Here is a 19,828-nt window from a genome sequence, read left to right as displayed (position 1 = left end):
CGCGGCCCGCGACGGCCGATGCTGCACGGCGGCTGGAACGGGCATTGGCGCGCGGCCGCGTCCTTGGTGCTTTGCAGAGAGCGGCGGCGGTCGCTGTTTTCGTCGCGGCCGGCTGGCTTGGGAAGAGTGCGCCGTCCATGGTGCGGACGCTGATCGACAGGCCGTCCTCGCGCCTTGGCCCGATCACGCCCGAAGAGCGCCGCAAGCTTATCGCGGAAAGCTCGGTTGCGGGACAATACGACCAGACCGTCGATCGCGAATCCGCTTTCGAGATCCCGGAGGCAGGGCGAAGTTCAGCTTCGCGCGATGAGCTACCGTCGCGCCATATTAGTGCGAAATGCCAATAGCGCCAGGATGTTCAAGTCGGGTCGGTAAGGAAGGGCATGATGTCCACGCCGTCTCCCGGGAAGACCGTGAAATGCGGGTGGTTCTCGAACAGGCGGGCGGCGGCATCGATGGTATCGGCCTCGACGACAATATAGCCGCAGAAAGGGTTCACGGCGTCGGCGATGCCGTCCCTGGTAACGCGCCTCGTCTTACCGACCATGCCGCCGCGATCGGGGAAAAATGCGGAATTTCTCTCCTCCCAGTCCGCCCAATGCTGTAGGCCGACGGCATCAATCGCGTCCTGCTCGGGCTTAGGCAGGCTGCGAAAGCGGGCGAGGTCTTCGGGCTTCATGGTGTAGACGGCAAGAAAACGGGGCATGCGGCAATCTTCGTGCGGACAGCAGGCATGCTAGCCTAGACTGCTGGGCGGCCGAAGTCACTGCGCATTACCACCCTCTAAGTACCCACCGGCTATTTGCGTCAGTTCGGAAGTCTGCTCTTGTCTGAGCGGCCTCCAAGGACTGTAATAAACGATGGCCGCTTGCAGAATACGGACGTTGTCAGCGCAACGAGTATAGATAGCGGCGCAGATCTGCCGTTGGCACGCTGACGGTGGACGTCGCGTTTGGGTGATAAATTGCCACATAACGCAAAAAGTCCTGTGCCAGGGCGCCATTGGACCGGAAGTCAGACAGAGCGGCGAAAGCCCGCCGCCCGCGCTTTCGGCCAGCTCAGAAGATCGAGTTTGTGATCGATTTTATCGGGCCGAGCAGGATCGATCCTTCCGGCACGCCGGCGTCGATCGGAATGGCTTTGCGGTTTGCTGTCGCCACCATCGGCTGGCCGATATCGGCCGTCACCACGACGGGGGTCTTGTTCGGCACACGGTCGTAGAGATCGATAATGTCCTGGTTCATCAGGCGAACACAGCCCGACGACACCGATTTGCCGATCGACCTCCATTCCGGCGAACCGTGCAAGCGGTAGAGCGTGTCCTGGTTGCCCTGGAAGAGATAGAGCGCCCGCGCGCCTAGCGGGTTCTTGAGCCCCCCCGGCATGCCGCCATTATCGGCGCTGTACGGCTTCAACTCCGGCTGCCGCGCTATCATTTCGTCCGGCGGCGTCCATTTCGGCCATTTCTGCTTCCATTGGACCACGGCATCGCCCGACCATTCGAAGCCGGCGCGGCCGAGCCCGACGCCATAGCGGATCGCCTGGCCGCCCGGGCGCACCAGGTAGAGGAAGTGATTGGTCGTGTCGACGACGATGGTGCCCGGCTGCTGCCCGGTCGGATCGTCAACGATCTGGCGCAGGAACTGCGGGTCGATCTTGTCGACCGGTATGGCCGGCAGCTCGAAGCCGCCGTCCGACATCGGCCCATACATCGTCACATAGTCGCCGAGCGCCGGCTCGACATAGGTCGGCGGCGGTGGCTCGACCGGCTGTTGCGACAGCGTTGTGCAACTGGAGACCGCGACCGAGGCGGCGCCAAGGGCTGCTGCGTTGAGGAAACCGCGACGGCTCAGGCGAAAAGAGGACGATGGGGGTGTGAACATGATTGCCTTTTTTAAGTCTCAAATCGCAACAAAGCATAAATGCGTCCGGTTGCGCGCCCGGTTGCGCGCAGGGTGCTCGAGCAATGCCCGGCGCGATAGGCTGTTCCAATTCTGGCCGCAGGGTGGACAAACAAAGGCAAAGCTGTGACTGGATCGTCACTGTTGCGCCGACGCAACATTTCCGGTGTCAACCCGCGGCAACCAGGCCTTCGAGGGACGGCAGGATCAGAGCCGGCGGGAAATCCCGGTATTCCTCTGGCTGATTGGCACGGTTGATCCACACCGTCCTGAAGCCGAATTTGGTGGCGCCGGCGACGTCCCAGCGGTTGGAGGACTGGAACGAGACAGCGCCTGGATAGAGGCGCCAGCCCGTGGTGACCATGTCGTAGACCGACGGATCGGTCTTGAAGCGCCTGACGCTGTCGACGGAAAAGATGTCGTCCAGGACCTGGTCGAGCGCGGCGGACTTGACGGCGGCCTCCAGCATTTCAGGCGAACCGTTGGACAGGATCGCCAGCCTTGCCCCCGATGCCTTGAGCGCCTTGAGCACGGCCGGTACCTCCGGATAGCAGTCCAGCCGCCAATAGGCCTCGAGCAGCTTCGCTCTCAGCCCGGCATCTGCGGATGGAACCTTGCGCAGGGCGAAGTCGAGCGCCTGCTCCGTGAGCTGCCAGAAATCGGCATAGGCCCCCATCAGCGTCCTGACCCAGGAATATTCCAGCTGCTTGGCGCGCCAGATCTCGGACAGCAACTGGCCGTCCGGCCCGATCTGGTCGGCGTGACGGCGCACGGCCGCATGCACGTCGAACAGCGTGCCATAGGCATCGAAAACGTAAGCCGCGAACTGCATCCGACAGTTTTGAGGCCGCGTAAGGCAAGGCGCAAGCGCTGATTGCAGTCCGCCCGCCCGCTGGCCTCAACAAATCTCAGCCAAGCCGGTTGACGGCGGCCGCCAAAGCATCTTCCAATGCGCCGCAACGAGCATCGGACGGAACCTGGCAATGACACTGGCGACTGCGGCGCAATCCGCGACATGGACCTTCGTCGACGGCGACTGGTACGAGGGCAACGTTGCCATTCTAGGGCCGCGCAGCCACGCCATGTGGCTCGGCACCAGCGTGTTCGACGGCGCCCGCTGGTTCGAGGGCGTCGCTCCCGATCTCGATCGCCATGCAGCGCGGGTAAACGCCTCGGCGATCGCGCTCGGCCTGAAACCGACGATGAGCACCGAAAAGATCGTCGGCCTGACCTGGGACGGGCTGAAGAAGTTCGACGGCAAGACGGCGGTCTATATTAGGCCGATGTATTGGGCCGAGCATGGCGGCTATATGGGCGTGCCGGCCGACCCGGCCTCGACTCGTTTCTGCCTTTGCCTCTACGAATCGCCGATGATCTCGCCGGCTGGGTTTTCGGTGACGGTGTCGCCGTTCCGGCGCCCGACCATCGAAACCATGCCGACCAACGCCAAGGCCGGCTGCCTTTATCCCAACAACGGCCGAGCCATCCTCGAAGCCAAGATGCGCGGCTTCGACAATGCGCTCGTGCTCGACATGCTGGGCAACGTCGCCGAGACCGGCACCTCGAATATTTTCCTGGTCAAGGACGGCCATGTCCTGACGCCGGCGCCGAACGGCACCTTCCTGTCCGGCATTACCCGCGCGCGCACCATGGCCTTGCTTGGCGAATACGGGTTCACGACGACGGAAAAGACGCTGTCGATCCGCGATTTCCTGGAGGCAGACGAAATCTTCTCGACCGGAAACCACTCGAAAGTCGTGCCGGTCACCCGTATCGAGGATCGCAATCTGCAGCCCGGACCGGTGGCCAAGAAGGCGCGCGAACTCTATTGGGAATGGGCGCATTCGACTTCGCCCGGCTGACCCGCTAAAAAGCGGCCGGCGCTTCGTTTCCGGAGTTGTTCCAGACCAATCCAGTCCTATGTTAGTCCGGTATCGACACCGGATTTTTCCACGAGGGAGTACGACCGATGGCTTTTGAATTGCCCGCCTTGCCCTATGATTACGAGGCTTTGCAGCCTTACATGTCCAAGGAAACGCTGGAATATCACCACGACAAGCACCACAAGGCCTATGTCGACAACGGCAACAAGCTGGCCGCCGAGGCGGGCATGGGCGATTTGTCGGTCGAAGAAGCCGTCAAACAGTCCTTCGGCAAGAATGCGGGGCTCTTCAACAATGCCGCCCAGCACTACAATCATATCCATTTCTGGAAATGGATGAAGAAGGGCGGCGGCGGCAACAAGCTGCCGGGTGCATTGCAAAAGGCGGTTGACAGCGATCTTGGCGGCTACGACAAGTTCAAGGCCGACTTCATCGCCGCCGGCACCACCCAGTTCGGTTCGGGCTGGGCCTGGGTCTCGGTCAAGGACGGCAAGCTGGCGATCTCGAAGACGCCGAATGGCGAGAACCCGCTCGTCCATGGCGCGACGCCGATCCTCGGCGTCGATGTCTGGGAACATTCCTATTACATAGATTATCGCAACGCCCGGCCGAAATATCTCGAAGCCTTCGTCGACAGTCTCATCAACTGGGACTATGTGCTCGAACTCTACGAAAAGGCCTGATCCGTTCCAGAAAGCCCCGGCAGAACCGGGGCTTTTCTTTTTCAGCATCAGAACGACAGCTGCAAAAATTTCACGCAAGCGTGAGGCGAAGCGTCGGAATTTTTAAGCCATCTTTGCCGTTTGTCATCGGGGTGGGACCGCATCCTGAATGCCTTCAACATGGAGCCAAGTGAATGAGAAAGCTTATCCTCGCCATCTCGATGCTCGCCTTCGCCGGTTCGGCGGCATTTGCCGACCCGGTCGCTGACCGGCAGGCCCTGATGAAGGAACGTGGCAAGATCGCCGCCGGCTTGTCGAAAGTGGTCAAGGGCGAGACGCCCTACGACGCAGCTTCGGTGCTGACGGCGTTGCAGGCACTGCAGGCCAACGCCGAGAAATTCCATGCCGGCGTCGACACGCTTTTCCCGGCGGGCAGCGACACCGGCGACACTACCGCGTCGCCAAAAATCTGGCAGGACATGGCCGGCTTCAAGACGGCTGAAGGCAAGTACCTCGCCGACGTCAAGGCGGCGGTCGCCGCAGCACCTGCGGATGCCGAGGCGTTGAAGGCACAGTTCAACACCATCGGCGGCGGCTGCGGCAACTGTCATCAAAACTACAGGGTGAAAAAAGGCTGATGGCGGGCAATGCGCTTGCTGAAGAAACTTGTCGGCGCCGCCCTCGTTCTCGGCGGTGCGGCCGCGATTGCCGGCTGGTTCCTGTCGGCTCCGGTCAGGCTCGATGCCGCAACGCTGGCTGAGCTTGGTCCTGGCGACGCCGCCAGGGGCAAGCGCATCTTCTACGCCGGCGGCTGCACATCATGTCATGCCAAGCCCGGCTCGCAAGGCGACGCCCGCCTTCAGTTGGTCGGCGGCCTTGAACTCAAGACGCCATTCGGCACCTTCGTGCCGCCGAACATCTCGCAAGATACCAGGGACGGCATCGGCGCCTGGTCGGTCGAGGATCTTGCCAACGCCATGCTGAAGGGCGTGTCGCCCTCGGGCGAGCATCTCTATCCTGCGTTTCCCTACACCTCCTACGCGCGCATGAAGCCGGCCGACATTGCCGATCTCTATGCATTCCTCAAGACGTTACCCGCGGTCGCCGGCAAGGCGCCCGCCAATTCGCTGGCATTTCCCTTTAGCGTCCGACGCGGTCTTGGTCTGTGGAAGCTGCTCTATCTGAGCGACCAGCCGGTCGTTTCCTTTCCCGACGGCACATCGGATCCGGTGTTGACAGGCCGCTATCTGGTCGAAGGCCCCGGCCATTGCGGCGAATGCCACACGCCGCGGGACCTTACCGGCGGCACCAGGAAGAGCCAATGGCTGGCAGGTGCGGCCGCCGCCGAAGGCAGCGGCATCGTGCCGAACATCACGTCGGGCGAGGGCGGCATCGCCGACTGGTCCGAAGCCGACATCGCCAACTATCTCGAAACCGGCTTCACGCCGGATTTCGATACGGTTGGCGGTGCCATGGTCGACGTGCAGCGGAACATGGCCGTGCTGACCCCGGAGGACCGCGCGGCGATCGCGGCCTATTTGAAAGCCGTGCCGCCGCATCCCAACGGCTATCCGGCGCGCAAGAAGCCAGCGAGCTAGCCGCTGTCCGGTCTAGCGGTCGCCGAGAAAGTCGAAGCCGGTTTCGAAGAAATGATTGTAGTCGCAGGTCATTTCCTCGCCGGGGGCAATATCCCGCAAGGCATAGGTCTCCTCGGGCTGCGAGACGTCGCAATTCGGGTCGTCGGCATGGTTCATGTAGCGCGCATCGTCGGCTTCGAAGACGATGTAGTTCGGGTCGCGCCGGTCCGGGTAGGCGTAGCGGTCGAGATAGGTTTTCACCGGCCCGGTTTCCCGCTCGTAGGCCGCCACCTCGATGCGGCGGTCGTATTTGGGGTCGAGCTTCCAGACCAGCGTGCCGCGGGGAATGTGGTTTTTGGCAAAGACGCCGATGCCCTGGATGGGCGATTTGTCGAGATAGACATCGACGAGCAACATGGCAGATCCCTGGGTGATTGAGTGTTGGCGGCGGCCGTGAAAAGGCCGCGCACTGGGTAGCGCGCGACCTTTGCAATTGCGAGCGGAAAATCAGCTGTGCCTGCTCAGTTTCCGAAGCTTCATACGGCGTCGCCTGTCGAGTCCCTAGCGCTGTTGCAGCGCCAACCGAATGCCCAAGGCGCAATAGATGCCGCCGACAGCCTTGCCTTGCCATCTCAGCACCGTCGGGTTTCGGCGCAGGAAAGCGCCGAGGCCGCCCGCACCCACGGCGAAAACCACCGTGCTGACGAGGCCCAACAGAACAAAGATCACGCCCAAGGTCGCCAGTTGAAGCATCACCGATCCGTTTTCAGGCCGCACGAACTGCGGAAGAAATGCAAGGAAGAAAAGCGCGGTCTTGGGGTTGAGAACCTCGGTCAAAACAGCCTGCCGAAATGCTTTGGCGGCGGGGACCGCAAGTGCGCCGGCGGCCGGATAGGCAGGCGTTTTCTCGACGATCGCTCGAGTGCCGAGATAAATGAGGTAGGCCGCGCCGATGTACTTCACGATGCTGAAAAGCGCCGCCGACGTGGCAATGATCGCCGAAATGCCGACGATCGCCATGAAGGTGTGAACCACGTCGCCGGTCGCGATCCCCGCGCCGGTCGCAATGCCAACCCTGGTTCCGGAACTGGTAGCCCGCGCCACGGTCAAAAGGGTGGCGGGACCCGGGATGAAGACAAAGCCAAGCACAATCGCGACATACGCAATCAGTGTGGTGAGATCGATCATTGGTGGCGTCTCCGCAACTCTGACCGCGAATGAAAGCCACGTCTCGGGGCGGAAGGCAATAACCGCTCACCCCCGGGTTTTCACGCCGCAAGCTCGGCCTTGCCTGTCACCTTGAGCGCGAAGGCGTAGGTGAACGCGATTTCCTCCAGCCTGGAGAACCGGCCGGAAGCACCGGCGTGGCCTGAATCCATGTTGATCTTGAACAGCACCGGATTCCCACCTGTCTTGCGGTCGCGCACCCGCGCCACCCATTTGGCCGGCTCCCAATAGGTAACGCGCGGGTCGGTCAGGCCGGCCAGCGCCAGGATCGGCGGATAGTCGAGCGCGGTGACATTGTCGTAGGGTGAATAGGCGGCGATGGTCCGGTAATCCTCCGCCGAGGCGATCGGATTGCCCCATTCCGGCCATTCCGGCGGCGTCAGCGGCAAGCTGGCGTCGAGCATGGTGGTCAGCACGTCGACGAAGGGAACCTCTGCCACGATGCCGCCGAAGCATTGCGGTGCCATGTTGGCGACAGCGCCCATCAGCATGCCGCCGGCTGAACCGCCCTGTGCCACAATGCGGTCATGGGCCGTGTAGCGCTCGGCGACGAGGTGCTGGGCGACCGCGATGAAATCGGTGAACGTGTTCATCTTGTTCGCCCGCTTGCCGTCGTCGTACCAGCCATAGCCCTTGTCCTTGCCGCCGCGAACATGAGCTATCGCGTAGACAAAGCCGCGGTCGACCAGCGAAAACAAATTGGTGTTGAATGCGGCCGGCACGGTGATGCCATACGAGCCGTAGCCGTAAAGCAGGCAAGGCGCCGACCCGTCGAGCGGCGTGTCGCGGTGATGGAGGAGCGAGATCGGCACCAGTTCGCCGTCGGCGGCGGGTGCCATCAGCCGGCGTGTGACGTAGTGTTCCGTGTCGTGGCCGGACGGCACTTCCTGGGTCTTGAGCAGCACGCGCTCGCGGGTGCGCATGTTGTAGTCGAAGACCTGCGCCGGGGTCGTCATCGACGAATAGGAAAAGCGCATGATCTCGGTGTCGTATTCGTAGGAGCCGGACAGGCCGAGCGAGAAGGCTTCCTCGTCGAAGGAGATCAGGTGCTCCTCGCCGCTCTTGCGGTCGCGCACCACGATGCGCGGCAGGCCTTCCTTGCGCTCGAGCCGGACCATGTGGTCCTTGAAGCCGATCACCGAAAGGATCAGCCGCCCCGCTTCGTGCGGCACCAGTTCCTGCCAGTTGGCGCGCGCCGGATCATGCGCCGGCGCCGTCATGATCTTGAAGTCCTTGGCGCCGTCGGCATTGGTGAGGATGAAGAAAATGTCGCCGCCTTCCTCGAGCTCGTACTGCAGGCCGGTCTGGCGCGCCGCCACCAGCTTCGGCTCTGCGAACGGATCGTTGGCGCTCATGATGCGGTATTCCGAGGTCTCATGGTCGTTGATGCCGATCATGATCCACTCGTTGGAGCGCGTGCCGCCGACATCCATGAAGAAGCCGGGATCGGTCTCCTCGTAGATCAGCCGGTCGTTTTCAGGACCGTCGCCGAGCGCATGGAACAGCACTTTGGAAGGACGGTGGTTGGGGTCTAGGCGGGTGTAGAAAAAACCGTCATTGCCGGCATCCCACACACCGCCACCGCCGGTGTCCGGGACCCTGTCCGCCAGATCGTTGCCGCCGGCCAGATCGCGGACGCGCAGCGTGTAGAATTCGGAACCCTTGTCGTCGAAGGCCCAGAGCAGCTTGCTGTGGTCGTCCGAATGATCGACGCCGCCCAGGCGGAAATACGGCTTGCCCTCGGCCTCGGCATCGCCGTCGAGCAAGATCTGCTTGTCGCCGCCGTCACGCGCCGTGCGGAAATAACGCGGCTGCTGGCCGCCAAGCTTGAAGGAGGAGCCGTAGGCGTAAGGCCCGTCCTTCATCGGCACGGAAGAATCGTCTTCCTTGATGCGTCCCTTCATTTCCGCGAAAAGCTGCTTCTGCAGTTGGACCGTATCGGCCATCAGCGCCGCCTGGTAAGCATTCTCGGCTTCGAGGTTGGCGCGGATTTGGCCGTCGAGCAGGGACGGATCCCTGAACATCTCTTGCCAATTGGTGGCCCTCAGCCAGGCGTAGTCATCCGTCCGCGTCATGCCGTGATGCGTGTCGAAGATCGGCCGCTTCTCCGGCTGCGGCGGGGTGGCGGTCGGAAACGTGGCGGTCGGAAACACTGGGGTTTTGGTCATTGCGTCTCGCTGTGGAAGCTACTTGAATGGCGAATGAACACGCCGAGCAGCGCGGGTTCAAGGGCTATGATCTATTGTTGTGGTGGCTCGAGAGGACGGGCTGGAGGAGCGGATAACGAATATTTCTTCTCGGACTGCCGCGGTTCTCGCCGTCGCTGCGATGACCCCTGCCAGTGCCGGTCAATCTCATGCAATTGCCTTCGCGGCTTGGCAAGTGGCCGATATGGCTGGGTCTACGGAAATACATTACCCCATTTCAATGACACGGCGCACCGCTCTTGCCGACGGCCCGCGAGCAACAGTAACGCTTCGCAACCTATGATTTTACTGAATCCGCCGATCATCCAGGCTGTAATGCCGCCGGCAGGGTCAAGCATCGAACTCTATTTACCTGCTGCCGTTTGTGTAATGGCTGCTTGCCGCGGCGTCAGTCGATGCTGGTCTGACCAGAAAAAACGGCAAAGTTACACTTTGCACGAAAGAGTGAAGCTGAATATGGAAGATTTGACTTGTATCGCTGAATAGACCGAAAGAAGCGAATTGACTTACTTGGCGGCCCGGCCCATTAAGATGCCGCGACGCGAATCGCGGAGGCTTTTTCCTGCACAAGTTCGCGCGATGCCCAACTATCGAAACGGGCGCAAACAGAAACAATTCTCGTTGGGGCCTGAACGCCATGGATATTACCGAAACACCTTCCAGAAACAGTGACGCGCTGATCGAGCTCACCGCCGACGTGGTGGCCGCCTATGTCAGCAACAATCCCGTACCGGTCGGCGAACTGCCGAACCTTATCGCCGATGTCCATGCCGCTCTCGGGCGCGTCGGCGGGGCCGCCGAGCAGCCGCCTGCCGACAAGCAGAAGCCGGCGGTAAATCCGAAGCGTTCGGTGCATGACGACTACATCATCTGTCTTGAAGACGGCAAGAAGTTCAAGTCGCTCAAGCGTCACTTGATGACCCACTATGATCTGACGCCGGACCAGTATCGCGAAAAGTGGAACCTGGACCCGAGCTATCCGATGGTTGCGCCCAATTATGCGGCCGCCCGTTCGCAGCTCGCCAAGAAGATGGGTCTCGGCCGCAAGCGCAAGGGGCGCTGACAAGCGGCTCTTCCGGTTTGACACTCAAACGGCGCCTGCGGGCGCCGTTTCGTATTATGGGTCAAGGTCGAACCCGCCATGGTGCCTGCAACTGCCGTCCGGTCAGGCGGTCTGCTTCAACGCTGCTTCGGCATCACGCTTGATGCGCTTGACCATAGAGCGAAGACCATTGGCGCGCTGCGGCGACAGGTGCTCGTCAAGTCCGAGTGCCTTTAGCGTTGCCTCTGCGTCAGTCCTCTGGATTTCGCTGGCCGGCCGTCCCGAAAACAGCGCCAGCATGATGGCGACCAGGCCGCGCACGATATGCGCGTCGGAATCGCCCTTGAAGGTGATAACGGGATCGGCGCCTTCGTCCTGTTCGGTGGTCAACCAGACCTGGCTGACGCAGCCGGGCACCTTGTTGGCCGGTATGCGTTGCTCGTCGGGAAACGGCGGCAGCGCTTCACCCAGTTCAATCACATAGCGATAGCGGTCTTCCCACTCGTCGAGCAGGGAAAAGTCCTCGCGGATGGTCTGGATCGTCGTCATTCCCCGGATATAGTCATCCGGCGCTGCCACGTCACGGAAAAAGAGGGGAAACGCCGCAGGCGCCGAAAGCGGGTTGCCTTGCGGTCTGGCGATGGATTCGGCCGAAACCGTCTCAGTTCTTCGCCGGCAAGTGCAGTTTGGCCGGCAGATCGACTTTCGCCGGCAAGACGATTTCCTCGGGCACGCTGCCGGTAGTCGTCACCGTATCGGGTTCAGCGGCCTTGTGGTCCAGCATGGCGGCCGCGATCTTGGCGGTCTCCTTCGCCCGGGCGGTGATGGTGTGCATTGCCGATTTGCCGGTCTCGCACACGTCCGGCTTGCGCTCGCAGATGCCGGCGATGTCGCCGAGGGCTTCGCGCGCGGCAAACAGCGCCTGGAGCGGCCCGACGCTTTCGCGGCCCGCATCATCGGCGCCGACACCCAGCGGCAGCGCCAGAAGCACCAGCGAAAACCAGAAAGCAGCTCTTATCAAAAAGCCCATCTGTCTGTCCTTTATGACGGTCATGCATCCGAACCGCACAACCCTTGTACCGCGATACTGGCACAGACGCGCAAAGGACGGCTTGTCCCGAAAGCAACAGTTTTCCTCAAATTTTAGGCAGATTCGAAACGAAGCGTTTTGAAGTTCATTAGCCTCGAAAGGCTCAGATTTTATTCAGCAAATGATAACCATCCAACCACTTGTTTTTCCTCGTTATTTTTTGCATTGGTGACAGTTTGATGCCATCGGCCGCAACGCCAGGCGCGGGCGGTCCGGATAACGCTCCGTTTACTATGGCGGCAATTGCCCCGGTTTTTCCCCGCCGGAATCTCGATATTTGCAGCCTGCCGGGGGACGATCGGCCCAGCCTTATCCATTCCTTAAACGCTGGATGCGAGTTTCGGATCGACAAAAGCCGCCTGCAAAGCAGGGCCGTTCACGACCGGGTGCGTTGAGTTGAGTGCGATCAAGGCCAGATACGCCGAGTTGCCGGGCGCGATAGCCGCCGGTTGCGAACGGATGGTTCATCCGTCCGTCCTCGGCCAGAGCGATCGTCGCCGCCACAGCCGGTTCATTGGCGTCATGCTGGCGACCCCTTTCTTCAGCGCGGGTGCAGCGGTGACGCTGGTCACGTCGGGCATGGGTGCGGCCGTGACTGTGGCTGCGATCTTTGCGGCGTTCGGCCTTTGCTGGTTCGCCGCCCTGCTGGTGGCTGCATCGGGCAAGATGACCCTGGCCGGCCAACTCGCCTTGGTCGTCGGCAGCGTTGCGCTCGGTGCACTTATCGCTGCCGCCGGTGGTGTCGCCTCGCCAGTTGCCTTGCTCGCCGTGGCGCTGCCGTTTGAAGCCTGGTGGATCGGCCAGTCGCGCCGTGCCGTGACCTGGGGCGCCATATCTGCCCTTGTCGCAGTCTTGCTGCAGCCTTTAGCCGGTTCCGTCTTGCCGCTCGACCAGACCGAAATCGCCGCATGGCACTGGCTGGTACCACTGGCCTGGGCACTCACGCTCATTCCGCGTATCGCTCCGCTTCGTGGCGCCGCCAGCGCACAGCTCGATCCGGCCGGCAGCGACCGGCTCGAAGACCTCATCGACGCCGTCGTGCTGCGAATCGCGGCGCATGGCGAGGTTCTGGACGTGTCGGCCAAGGCACGCACGATGCTGAGGCTGCCACCGGAGTTGCTTTTCGGCACCGGACTTTTCGATCGCATCCATCTGTCCGACCGCGTCCCGTATCTCAGTGCGCTGGCCGATATGCGCGATGGCGCCCTGTCGCGCCGGCTCGACCTTCGCGTCCGGCTGCCGCAGAGCAGCGGCGTGACGGCCGACAATTACCGGCCGTTCTCGCTCGAGATGATGCGCGCGCCGGCGCAGGGGACTGTCTTTACGCTTCTTCTGCGCGAGAACGATGAACTGGCCGGACTGCGCCAGGAGCTTGCCGCCGCCAATGAGGCGGCTGCCTCCGCCGAGGTGGCAAAAGGACGTTTCCTTGCCGTCGTCAGCCATGAGTTGCGCACCCCGCTCAATGCGATCATCGGCTTTTCCGACATGCTGCTGCACGAGATGTTCGGCAGCTTCAAGGATCCGCGCCAGAAGGAATATGTCGGGCTGGTCAGGGATTCGGGCCAGCACCTGCTTGCCGTCGTCACCTCAATACTCGACGTGTCGCGGATCGAATCGGGCGCCTACGCGACCGAACCGGAACCGTTCCGCTTCCGCGAAGCGGTCGAGATGTGCCAGTCGATGATGTGCCTGCAAGCCGAGGCAAAGGCCATCGATCTGCAGGCCCAGATCGCGCCGGACGCGGGCGAAATAAATGCCGACCGTCGCGCCGTGCAGCAGATCCTGATCAATCTTGTCTCTAACGCGATCAAGTTCACGCCCGAAGGCGGCAATGTCGTCATCGGCGCCAAGCGCATCGGCTCGCGGCTGCATTTCTGGGTCCGGGACACCGGCATCGGCATTGCCGAGGAAGATTTCGCCAATCTCGGCAAGCCGTTCATGCAGATCCAGAACGACTATACGCGCCGTTTCGAAGGCACCGGGCTCGGGCTTTCGCTGGTGAAGGGGCTGGTGGCGCTGCACGAAGGCACCATGTCGATCGAAAGCATGCCGGGCGAGGGCACCACGGTGACGATCAGCCTTCCCGTGAGCGGCCCGACGGGCCGCTCGACGGAGAAGACCGGCGTGGTGCCGATGTCCGCAGCCAAAGCCAGAGCGGACGGTGGCAAAGGGGAGAGCAATGGGTCGCTCCGCAAAACAGCCTAAGGCGGTCAAACGCCGCGGCAATGCCTTCGAACACGGAGCGATGGCCCTGGGCAGCCTGATCTCGCGCAATCCGGTTGTGGTCGGCTGCTCCACGGCATTCCTGGTGACGCTGTTCTACGTCTCGGCGAACGCCCTTTGGTACCAGCCCTTTCCGCATGCCGGCGCGTTTTTCGCCACCAGAAGCATCGAACGCTTTCCGCGGGCGGAGAGCGACGAGCCCGAAACCACCATCAACATCGTGCGTCCGGCCGCTGCGCCGATCAAGAGCGACCCGGTCGTCGAACAGGTCCAGGGCATATTGAAGGATCTCGATTTCTATTCCGGCACCGTCGACGGTATTCCCGGACCGAATACGCGCAAGGCCATCCAAGCCTATCAGCAGAAGGTCGGATTGAATGCCTCCGGGGAGATCGACGGCGTCCTGCTGGATCAACTGGGCGCCACGCCAAAGACCGCGGCCGTGGTTCCGCATCCCGTGCCGCGGCCGGTCGAAACGGCCGCTGCTCCGGCCGCCATTCCGGTGTCCGCACCGGCAAATGCGGCAGCGCAAACGCCTGATCCGCGCATCGTCAAGATCCAGGCCGGACTGAAAGCGTTCGGCAATGACGACATGCAATTGGATGGTGTCGTCGGCGCGCGCACCAAGGCCGCGATCAAGGAATTCCAGGCGCTGTTCGGCCTGCCCGAGACCGGCGAGCCCGACGAGATCGTCTACGTCAAGATGCGCGAGATCGGCCTGACCAACTGAGGGTCGTGACGGCCGCTTGGCGGTCGGCTCGGCAAAGACCGTTTACGGTCTTCCGGCCGATGCTGTAAGGACCGCCGCATGTCCAGGAATTTTTTATGCGGGTAACCACCGATCTGTGGGTGTCGGCGCTGTTACGCCGGGTTTTCAGCGCCGGCGGCTTTGCCGCCGTGGTCAAGCGCGGCGCGACGGAAGCCGGTGCGGTTTTCGTGCTGGCGCGGGGCAGGCTGGGGGAGATGGCGCTGTTCGGGCCGGCGCCGCAGACGAGCTACGATTCGGCCAGGCCGGACGACCGTTTTTTCAGCCTGCTTGGCGAAGGCGACGATGCCGCCATCTTTGACGCGAGGCTGGAGCGCGAGAAGAGATTCGATCCGGATATCTGGGTGGTCGAAATCGAGGCGGGCGCCATTCCCGTCGAGGAGCTTATCTCGGTCAAGGCGTCTTAACGGCAAGCCGTTCAGACGCGACGCGCCTTTGGGGTGGCGGTCATATCGGCGCCGTTCAGCTTGTGCAGGTCGGCGTTTGCGGCGACGCGCCCGGGCTTGCGAACGATTTTCGACACGGTGTCGGCCTTCCAGCCGCGGAGCCTGTCCAACGCCGCTTCGCGGTGCAGCAGGCGGTAGCGGTCGAGGAAGATGCGGATCGCCTGCGGGTGCGGAAACGCGGTCGGATAAATGGCGGCCGTGATCAGGAACGCCTTGTCTTCGCTGAGGTCGAGCGCGCGCAAGGCGGCCAGCAGCGGTGCGTAATTGTGGCTCGCGGTGAGCGTCCGCGCCGTTAAAAAATCGACTTCGAGCGCATCGGCGAGCGCTGTCTGGAAGAATGCCGCATTACCGGTCAGCGCGGTCTCGCGCAGCTTGACATAGGTTTGTGGCTCGACGAACGGACCGATGGCGGTGCCGCTCTCGGCGCGCATCATGGATCGCAGCCTGTGGCGGACAGTTTCGGCGGCGGCATCGGAAGCCTCCTGCCTGTTGGCATCGGCCGCAACCACTTCGGCGTTTTCAGACGCGGCGTTGGCAGTCGCCTCGGGCTGCTGCGACCGTACCAGCGTCGGCCTTTCGAGCACTTTGATGAGATCCGCGATCGTTTGATTGAGATCCTTGCGGCGGGCAATAGCACGGGCATGCGGCAGGCCGTGACGCCCGATCAGCGCGATGAGGTCGACGTCGCTGAGGGCACGCGAGCGGATGAGCAGCGGAGCGGCGATGTCGACCCGCTCCTGGCAAAGCCGCCGCACCAGCGCGGCGGGTGCATATTCGCATTCGGAAAGGGCTGCCGCGACGTAGCGGCGCGATTCGACCGAGACATTATCGAACAGCGGCAGCGTCAGATCTTCGAGCTGCGCGATCTCGCGGCGCGAAGGGCGGGTGAGCGAACAGAATGCCGACACGGCGGCGCGAAACAGCCTTTCGGCCTTTCCCGATTCAGCTCCTGCTGCGATTTGCCTGAAATCCGAAGCTGACACGAAGGATACGCCCGACACTCGACACGATCTGGACGGCGCTCTGCCGGGCTGTACCGGTTTCGCGTTTCCCAAGAACAAAGATCAATTTAGCGGCGATCCGTTAGCGCTCCGTTAACCTACTGCCTTCTTAATCGACTATGGAGGCGTTGCGTTGTGCTCCGGGGCAACCGAGAGGAATACGCGAACCATGGGCATGGTACTGTCTTTCGTGCCGCGAACGGCGGCAACCAATCGAGCACAACAAACCGCGCCGGCGGCAGTGATCATCTTTCCCGGGGTGCGCTACGAGCAGCGGCCGCTGACGGGCGAAACGCGGCCGGCCGGCCCCGACAAGCCTGGACCTTCGGGGACATTGCCGGTACCTCATCACTGAGCATCGGAACCGGCTTAAAAATCCTGCAGTTCGCAGGAACTCTGTTCGAGAAACCGCGAGACGATCGGCTTCCAGCTGTCGTCGGGCACGAACGAACGGATGACGAAGACGCCTTCCTCTATCGGCGCCTCGACGAAGATGGCCCCTTGCAATTCCTCGGGAAGATCCTTGCGGACCTCGATCATCTGGGCGGGCGTCAGCACAACGGTGTCGAGCAGGCCTGCGGTCGCGCTGTGGTCGTTGAACGAGTAGATGTTGTGGCCGCCGCGGTCATAGACCGATATCGACCAGAACGGCACCTTTCCCGGCGCCTTGACCCGTACCATCCCTTCGGCAAGGTCGAAGCGGCATGCCGCCGCATAAAACAGCGGATCGACCGATTTCACCACCGGCGCGCCGCCGGCTTCCGCGTCGAGCCTGGTCATCTTGTAGAGATCCGAAGCCATGGCCAATCGCGACCAGGCGTCGCGTTCGGAAAACTCGGGGACGAGCAGCAGCACGATGATGTGCACGATGCCGGCGCCGAGCAGGCCGAGCAGCACGGCATGCAGCAGGCTACGCATTGCAGCCGACCTTCTGGATCTGCGGCAGCGTGACGTCCGAGAGACCGGTGCTGCTGGCGATCGGCGTGTCGTAGAACGTAAGCACCAGGTACATCTTGCCGGCGCCGCTGGTCAGCAGCCAGTTGCCGGGCGCAGGGCGGCTGCCGACGGAAATGACTACCGAATTGTCGGCCTGGCGCAGCACTTGATAGGACTGCAGCGCAGCCGGCCTCGGCTTGCCGGTCTCGACCACGCCAAGCGACTGGTCGGCGGCATAAAGCGTCCAGAACCGAGCGGTGGGAAAGCCGCCCGCAATCTTGTAGGCGCATTGCCGCTTGAGCTGTTCGCCGCCGGAATCGCGCTCGGCTATGAAGGACAGTCCTTCCGCCTGTCCGAGCGCTAGCACGCCTTCGCGAGCCACGCGGGCCTTCGAATAGGGATCTGCCGTCGGCGTGCCGATATCCGGGAAGGCGGTCCATTGGCCGATCCTGATGGCGCCGACGCCGTCCTGCAGCTTCAGTGCATACCAGACGCTGCCGCCACCGCCGACGACGGCGATGGCAAGCGAAAGCAGTGTCAGGAAGGCGTTCTTGAGCATGAGGAGGCAGGAAACCGAAGGCCGGGACTGAAAGATTGCCGCTCGGGGATATCGCGGCGCAGGGCCTTGTGGCAAGCGGCCGCGTGGAATTGGCCGTCACAGCGCCGAGAGGGTCTCCGGTGCAGCGGGCGCGTCGAGCACGGGTGCCGCCTGGAACAGCTTGCTCAGTTCCTTCAGGGTCTGGGTGGTCCGGCTGGACAGCACCGGCGGACGCTCGGCGGCGGCGTCGGCAGCTGCCTGTTCGGCGTTCTTCTTTTCCGCTTCCTCGGCCTTGGCGGCAATTTCGGCATCGACGAAGGGGTGATCGAGGCCGGGGATCGGTCTGAGGTCGATATTCTGGTGCGCATAGAGCATCAGGCGCTGCCACACCATGGCCGGCAGCGTGCCGCCGGTCATCTTGTTGGTCGCGGTGAAGTCATCATTGCCGAGCCAGACGGCGGCCGTGTAGTTGCCGGTAAAGCCGACAAACCAGGCATCGCGGTAGGACTGGGTCGTGCCGGTCTTGCCGGCGACGACGATGTTTGGAAGGGCGGCGCGCCGGGCAGTGCCGATCACCGGCACCGCCGCCAGCATGGTGTTCATGTATTTGAGCGCCTGCTCCGACAGCACCCGATGCGGCGGCGGCGCATCCTTGGCGAAGTCGTAGACGACCTCGCCGGTACGAGTGAAGAGTTGGCTGACGCCGTGCCGGGTTCCGGCAAAGCCGTTCTGGGCGAACACGCTGTAGCCCGTCGCCTGGTCCATCACGGTCATGCCCGACGTGCCGAGCACCATGGTCTTGTGCGATTCCAGCGGCGACTCGACGCCCATCGCCTCGGCCATCGCCTTGATCGGCTTGATGCCGAGATAATCCTTGGCCAGCCGCACCGGCACCGTGTTGATCGATTTGGCCATCGCCGTGATCAGCGTGACGTTGCCGGCCGACCCGCCATTGTAATTGTGGGGCGACCAGCTGCCCCAGGAGATGGGTCCGCCGGAAACCACCGAATCCGGCGTGAAGCCATGCTCCATCGCCGTCGCATAGACATAGGGCTTGAACGAGGAGCCGGTCTGGCGAAGTGCCTTGGTGGCGCGGTTGAACTGGCTGGCGCCGTAGTCGCGGCCGCCGACGATCGCCCTGACCGCGCCATTGGTCTCGATGACGACGATGGCGCCCTCGGTAACGTTGTATTCCTTGCCGAACTGGCGGAGGTGGAACTCCATCGATTCTTCGGCCGCCTTCTGGATGTTGGCGTCGAAGGTGGTGTGGGCGACAAGCGAGTGCGGGCCGCCTTTGGCGGCGATCTTCTTGACCTCGTCGAAAGCCCAGTCGAGGTAATAGTCGGGGCTCTTCTGCTCGCCGCGGTCGACGATTTCGGCCGGGTGCAGCCTTGCCTGCAGCACCTGGCCTTCGGTCATGAAGCCGGAATCGACCAGGTTGGACAGCACCACGTTGGCGCGCGCCCGGGCAGCGGGCAGGTTTATGTGCGGCGCGTATTTGGTCGGCGCCTTGAACAGGCCGGCCAGCATCGCTGCCTCGGCGAGGTTCAGGTCCTTGACGCTCTTGCCGAAATAGAAATCGGCTGCGGCCTCGATGCCGAATGTGCCGCCGCCCATATAGGCGCGGTCGAGGTAAAGCTGCAGGATTTCCTTCTTCGACAGATTGGCTTCGAGCCACAGCGACAGGAAGGCTTCCTTGATCTTGCGCTCGAACGTCCGTTCATTTGTCAGGAACAGGTTCTTGGCCAGCTGCTGGGTGATGCTCGATCCACCCTGGACGACGGAATTTGCCCGCACATTCTCGAATATGGCGCGCGACAGGCCGAGCACATCGATGCCGTAATGGTCGAAGAAACGGCGGTCCTCGGTGGCCAGCACCGCCTTGATGACATGGTCGGGCATCTCGTCGACCGGCACCGAATCGCGTTGGATAATGCCGCGCTGGCCGATCTCGTTGCCGTAGCGGTCGAGGAAGGTGACGGCGAAGTCGCCTTGCGTGCGCCAGTCGCCGGCGGTTATCTGGAAGGCCGGCAAGGCCAGCGCCAAAAGCACGACGATGCCGCCGGCACCGAGCGTAAAGCCTTCACTCAACAGTTCGATCAGGCCGCGGCGCCAGCCGCCGACGCGGAAACGCCGCGAGAAGATGGTCGCCGCCTCCCAGAACTGGCGCGCCCTGAAGCCGACTTCGTAGGCCGAGGAATCGATCCACGCATCCACCGCCAGCAGCCTTGCGGCGATTGGACCTCTTCTCTTGCGTGGTTCCAAAGGACTGGCCATTCCAGGATCCGGCTGCGGCGATGCCGCCAACTGAGAAACCGCATGCCGGCAA

Annotated in this window: 20 protein-coding genes and 1 pseudogene; 9 read left to right on the top strand and 12 right to left on the bottom strand. The window is 62.6% G+C overall.

Features of this window, described 5'->3' with window-relative positions:
• Positions 1-122: 122 nt before the first annotated feature.
• Positions 123-275: pseudogene (locus NKH21_RS00905) on the top strand (helicase HerA-like domain-containing protein); the annotation flags it as partial.
• Between the two features lie 83 nt (positions 276-358).
• On the opposite strand, the gene NKH21_RS00900 reads toward NKH21_RS00905, so the two are convergent.
• From NKH21_RS00900 to NKH21_RS00890, 3 genes are all read right to left on the bottom strand, one after another.
• Positions 359-706: a hypothetical protein gene (locus NKH21_RS00900; protein ID WP_352862728.1), complete on the bottom strand. Its 348-nt coding sequence runs from the start codon at positions 704-706 to the stop codon at positions 359-361.
• A 352-nt stretch (positions 707-1,058) separates the two neighbouring features.
• Entirely contained in the window at positions 1,059-1,883 is an 825-nt protein-coding gene (locus NKH21_RS00895; RefSeq protein ID WP_352862727.1) for a L,D-transpeptidase, read from the bottom strand.
• 187 nt (positions 1,884-2,070) lie between these two features.
• Positions 2,071-2,733: a haloacid dehalogenase type II gene (locus NKH21_RS00890; RefSeq protein WP_352665873.1), complete on the bottom strand. Its 663-nt coding sequence runs from the start codon at positions 2,731-2,733 to the stop codon at positions 2,071-2,073.
• Positions 2,734-2,884: 151 nt separating this feature from the next.
• On the opposite strand from NKH21_RS00890, the gene NKH21_RS00885 reads away from it, so the two are divergent.
• The 4 genes from NKH21_RS00885 (at position 2,885) to NKH21_RS00870 (ending at position 6,044) form a co-directional block, all read left to right on the top strand.
• Positions 2,885-3,763, top strand: coding sequence for a branched-chain amino acid aminotransferase (locus NKH21_RS00885; protein WP_352862726.1), 879 nt, complete (start codon positions 2,885-2,887; stop codon positions 3,761-3,763).
• Between the two features lie 107 nt (positions 3,764-3,870).
• Positions 3,871-4,467, top strand: coding sequence for a superoxide dismutase (locus NKH21_RS00880; protein ID WP_023677850.1), 597 nt, complete (start codon positions 3,871-3,873; stop codon positions 4,465-4,467).
• Between the two features lie 173 nt (positions 4,468-4,640).
• Complete coding sequence (locus NKH21_RS00875; RefSeq protein WP_254819933.1) at positions 4,641-5,084, top strand: c-type cytochrome; 444 nt, start codon at positions 4,641-4,643, stop codon at positions 5,082-5,084.
• A 9-nt stretch (positions 5,085-5,093) separates the two neighbouring features.
• The gene (locus NKH21_RS00870) at positions 5,094-6,044 is read left to right on the top strand and encodes a cytochrome c (RefSeq protein ID WP_352862725.1); all 951 of its coding nucleotides are present in this window, start codon (positions 5,094-5,096) and stop codon (positions 6,042-6,044) included.
• A gap of 12 nt (positions 6,045-6,056) precedes the next feature.
• Here the strand turns inward: NKH21_RS00870 and NKH21_RS00865 are convergent, their stop codons facing one another.
• From NKH21_RS00865 to NKH21_RS00855, 3 genes are all read right to left on the bottom strand, one after another.
• Positions 6,057-6,440, bottom strand: coding sequence for an SET domain-containing protein (locus NKH21_RS00865; RefSeq protein ID WP_352862724.1), 384 nt, complete (start codon positions 6,438-6,440; stop codon positions 6,057-6,059).
• A gap of 144 nt (positions 6,441-6,584) precedes the next feature.
• The gene (locus NKH21_RS00860; RefSeq protein ID WP_352862723.1) at positions 6,585-7,211 is read right to left on the bottom strand and encodes a LysE family translocator; all 627 of its coding nucleotides are present in this window, start codon (positions 7,209-7,211) and stop codon (positions 6,585-6,587) included.
• Between the two features lie 80 nt (positions 7,212-7,291).
• Positions 7,292-9,418 (bottom strand): S9 family peptidase, encoded by a 2,127-nt coding sequence (locus NKH21_RS00855; protein WP_352862722.1) that lies wholly within the window; start codon positions 9,416-9,418, stop codon positions 7,292-7,294.
• A 676-nt stretch (positions 9,419-10,094) separates the two neighbouring features.
• Here NKH21_RS00855 and NKH21_RS00850 point away from each other — a divergent pair.
• Positions 10,095-10,520, top strand: coding sequence for a Ros/MucR family transcriptional regulator (locus tag NKH21_RS00850; protein ID WP_023677844.1), 426 nt, complete (start codon positions 10,095-10,097; stop codon positions 10,518-10,520).
• Between the two features lie 102 nt (positions 10,521-10,622).
• Here NKH21_RS00850 and NKH21_RS00845 read toward each other — a convergent pair whose 3' ends face one another.
• Complete coding sequence (locus NKH21_RS00845; protein ID WP_352862721.1) at positions 10,623-11,048, bottom strand: SufE family protein; 426 nt, start codon at positions 11,046-11,048, stop codon at positions 10,623-10,625.
• Between the two features lie 112 nt (positions 11,049-11,160).
• Positions 11,161-11,529: a DUF5330 domain-containing protein gene (locus NKH21_RS00840; protein ID WP_352862890.1), complete on the bottom strand. Its 369-nt coding sequence runs from the start codon at positions 11,527-11,529 to the stop codon at positions 11,161-11,163.
• 519 nt (positions 11,530-12,048) lie between these two features.
• Between NKH21_RS00840 and NKH21_RS00835 the strand changes: the two genes are divergently transcribed.
• From NKH21_RS00835 to NKH21_RS00825, 3 genes are all read left to right on the top strand, one after another.
• Positions 12,049-13,794, top strand: coding sequence for an ATP-binding protein (locus tag NKH21_RS00835; RefSeq protein WP_352862889.1), 1,746 nt, complete (start codon positions 12,049-12,051; stop codon positions 13,792-13,794).
• Positions 13,769-14,542, top strand: coding sequence for a peptidoglycan-binding domain-containing protein (locus NKH21_RS00830; RefSeq protein ID WP_352862720.1), 774 nt, complete (start codon positions 13,769-13,771; stop codon positions 14,540-14,542). Before NKH21_RS00835 ends, NKH21_RS00830 begins: the two co-directional genes overlap by 26 nt.
• Before the next feature lie 95 nt (positions 14,543-14,637).
• Positions 14,638-14,985 carry a DUF1491 family protein gene (locus NKH21_RS00825; RefSeq protein WP_352862719.1) on the top strand — a complete coding sequence of 116 codons (348 nt, stop codon included), beginning with the start codon at positions 14,638-14,640 and terminating at the stop codon, positions 14,983-14,985.
• A gap of 11 nt (positions 14,986-14,996) precedes the next feature.
• Here the strand turns inward: NKH21_RS00825 and NKH21_RS00820 are convergent, their stop codons facing one another.
• The 4 genes from NKH21_RS00820 to NKH21_RS00805 form a co-directional block, all read right to left on the bottom strand.
• Positions 14,997-16,007: a DUF2336 domain-containing protein gene (locus NKH21_RS00820; RefSeq protein WP_352862718.1), complete on the bottom strand. Its 1,011-nt coding sequence runs from the start codon at positions 16,005-16,007 to the stop codon at positions 14,997-14,999.
• 387 nt (positions 16,008-16,394) lie between these two features.
• Positions 16,395-16,943 carry a DUF1254 domain-containing protein gene (locus NKH21_RS00815; protein WP_352862717.1) on the bottom strand — a complete coding sequence of 183 codons (549 nt, stop codon included), beginning with the start codon at positions 16,941-16,943 and terminating at the stop codon, positions 16,395-16,397.
• Positions 16,936-17,520 carry a DUF1214 domain-containing protein gene (locus tag NKH21_RS00810; protein ID WP_352449049.1) on the bottom strand — a complete coding sequence of 195 codons (585 nt, stop codon included), beginning with the start codon at positions 17,518-17,520 and terminating at the stop codon, positions 16,936-16,938. The genes NKH21_RS00815 and NKH21_RS00810 overlap by 8 nt, the downstream gene beginning before the upstream one ends.
• A gap of 96 nt (positions 17,521-17,616) precedes the next feature.
• The gene (locus tag NKH21_RS00805; protein WP_352862716.1) at positions 17,617-19,776 is read right to left on the bottom strand and encodes a transglycosylase domain-containing protein; all 2,160 of its coding nucleotides are present in this window, start codon (positions 19,774-19,776) and stop codon (positions 17,617-17,619) included.
• Positions 19,777-19,828 lie beyond the last annotated feature (52 nt).

The organism is Mesorhizobium sp. M1329, assembly GCF_040318035.1.
Classification (GTDB): domain Bacteria; phylum Pseudomonadota; class Alphaproteobacteria; order Rhizobiales; family Rhizobiaceae; genus Mesorhizobium.
Note: the sequence above shows the minus strand (reverse complement) of the source record. Positions and strands in the feature narration are given on the sequence as shown.

Coding starts and splice junctions, on each gene's coding strand:
- NKH21_RS00900 (WP_352862728.1), bottom strand. CDS start 706: ATGCCCCGTTTTCTTGCCGTCTACACCATGAAGCCCGAAGACCTCGCC.
- NKH21_RS00895 (WP_352862727.1), bottom strand. CDS start 1,883: ATGTTCACACCCCCATCGTCCTCTTTTCGCCTGAGCCGTCGCGGTTTC.
- NKH21_RS00890 (WP_352665873.1), bottom strand. CDS start 2,733: ATGCAGTTCGCGGCTTACGTTTTCGATGCCTATGGCACGCTGTTCGAC.
- NKH21_RS00885 (WP_352862726.1), top strand. CDS start 2,885: ATGACACTGGCGACTGCGGCGCAATCCGCGACATGGACCTTCGTCGAC.
- NKH21_RS00880 (WP_023677850.1), top strand. CDS start 3,871: ATGGCTTTTGAATTGCCCGCCTTGCCCTATGATTACGAGGCTTTGCAG.
- NKH21_RS00875 (WP_254819933.1), top strand. CDS start 4,641: ATGAGAAAGCTTATCCTCGCCATCTCGATGCTCGCCTTCGCCGGTTCG.
- NKH21_RS00870 (WP_352862725.1), top strand. CDS start 5,094: ATGCGCTTGCTGAAGAAACTTGTCGGCGCCGCCCTCGTTCTCGGCGGT.
- NKH21_RS00865 (WP_352862724.1), bottom strand. CDS start 6,440: ATGTTGCTCGTCGATGTCTATCTCGACAAATCGCCCATCCAGGGCATC.
- NKH21_RS00860 (WP_352862723.1), bottom strand. CDS start 7,211: ATGATCGATCTCACCACACTGATTGCGTATGTCGCGATTGTGCTTGGC.
- NKH21_RS00855 (WP_352862722.1), bottom strand. CDS start 9,418: ATGACCAAAACCCCAGTGTTTCCGACCGCCACGTTTCCGACCGCCACC.
- NKH21_RS00850 (WP_023677844.1), top strand. CDS start 10,095: ATGGATATTACCGAAACACCTTCCAGAAACAGTGACGCGCTGATCGAG.
- NKH21_RS00845 (WP_352862721.1), bottom strand. CDS start 11,048: ATGACGACGATCCAGACCATCCGCGAGGACTTTTCCCTGCTCGACGAG.
- NKH21_RS00840 (WP_352862890.1), bottom strand. CDS start 11,529: ATGGGCTTTTTGATAAGAGCTGCTTTCTGGTTTTCGCTGGTGCTTCTG.
- NKH21_RS00835 (WP_352862889.1), top strand. CDS start 12,049: ATGGTTCATCCGTCCGTCCTCGGCCAGAGCGATCGTCGCCGCCACAGC.
- NKH21_RS00830 (WP_352862720.1), top strand. CDS start 13,769: ATGGGTCGCTCCGCAAAACAGCCTAAGGCGGTCAAACGCCGCGGCAAT.
- NKH21_RS00825 (WP_352862719.1), top strand. CDS start 14,638: ATGCGGGTAACCACCGATCTGTGGGTGTCGGCGCTGTTACGCCGGGTT.
- NKH21_RS00815 (WP_352862717.1), bottom strand. CDS start 16,943: ATGCGTAGCCTGCTGCATGCCGTGCTGCTCGGCCTGCTCGGCGCCGGC.
- NKH21_RS00810 (WP_352449049.1), bottom strand. CDS start 17,520: ATGCTCAAGAACGCCTTCCTGACACTGCTTTCGCTTGCCATCGCCGTC.
- NKH21_RS00805 (WP_352862716.1), bottom strand. CDS start 19,776: ATGGCCAGTCCTTTGGAACCACGCAAGAGAAGAGGTCCAATCGCCGCA.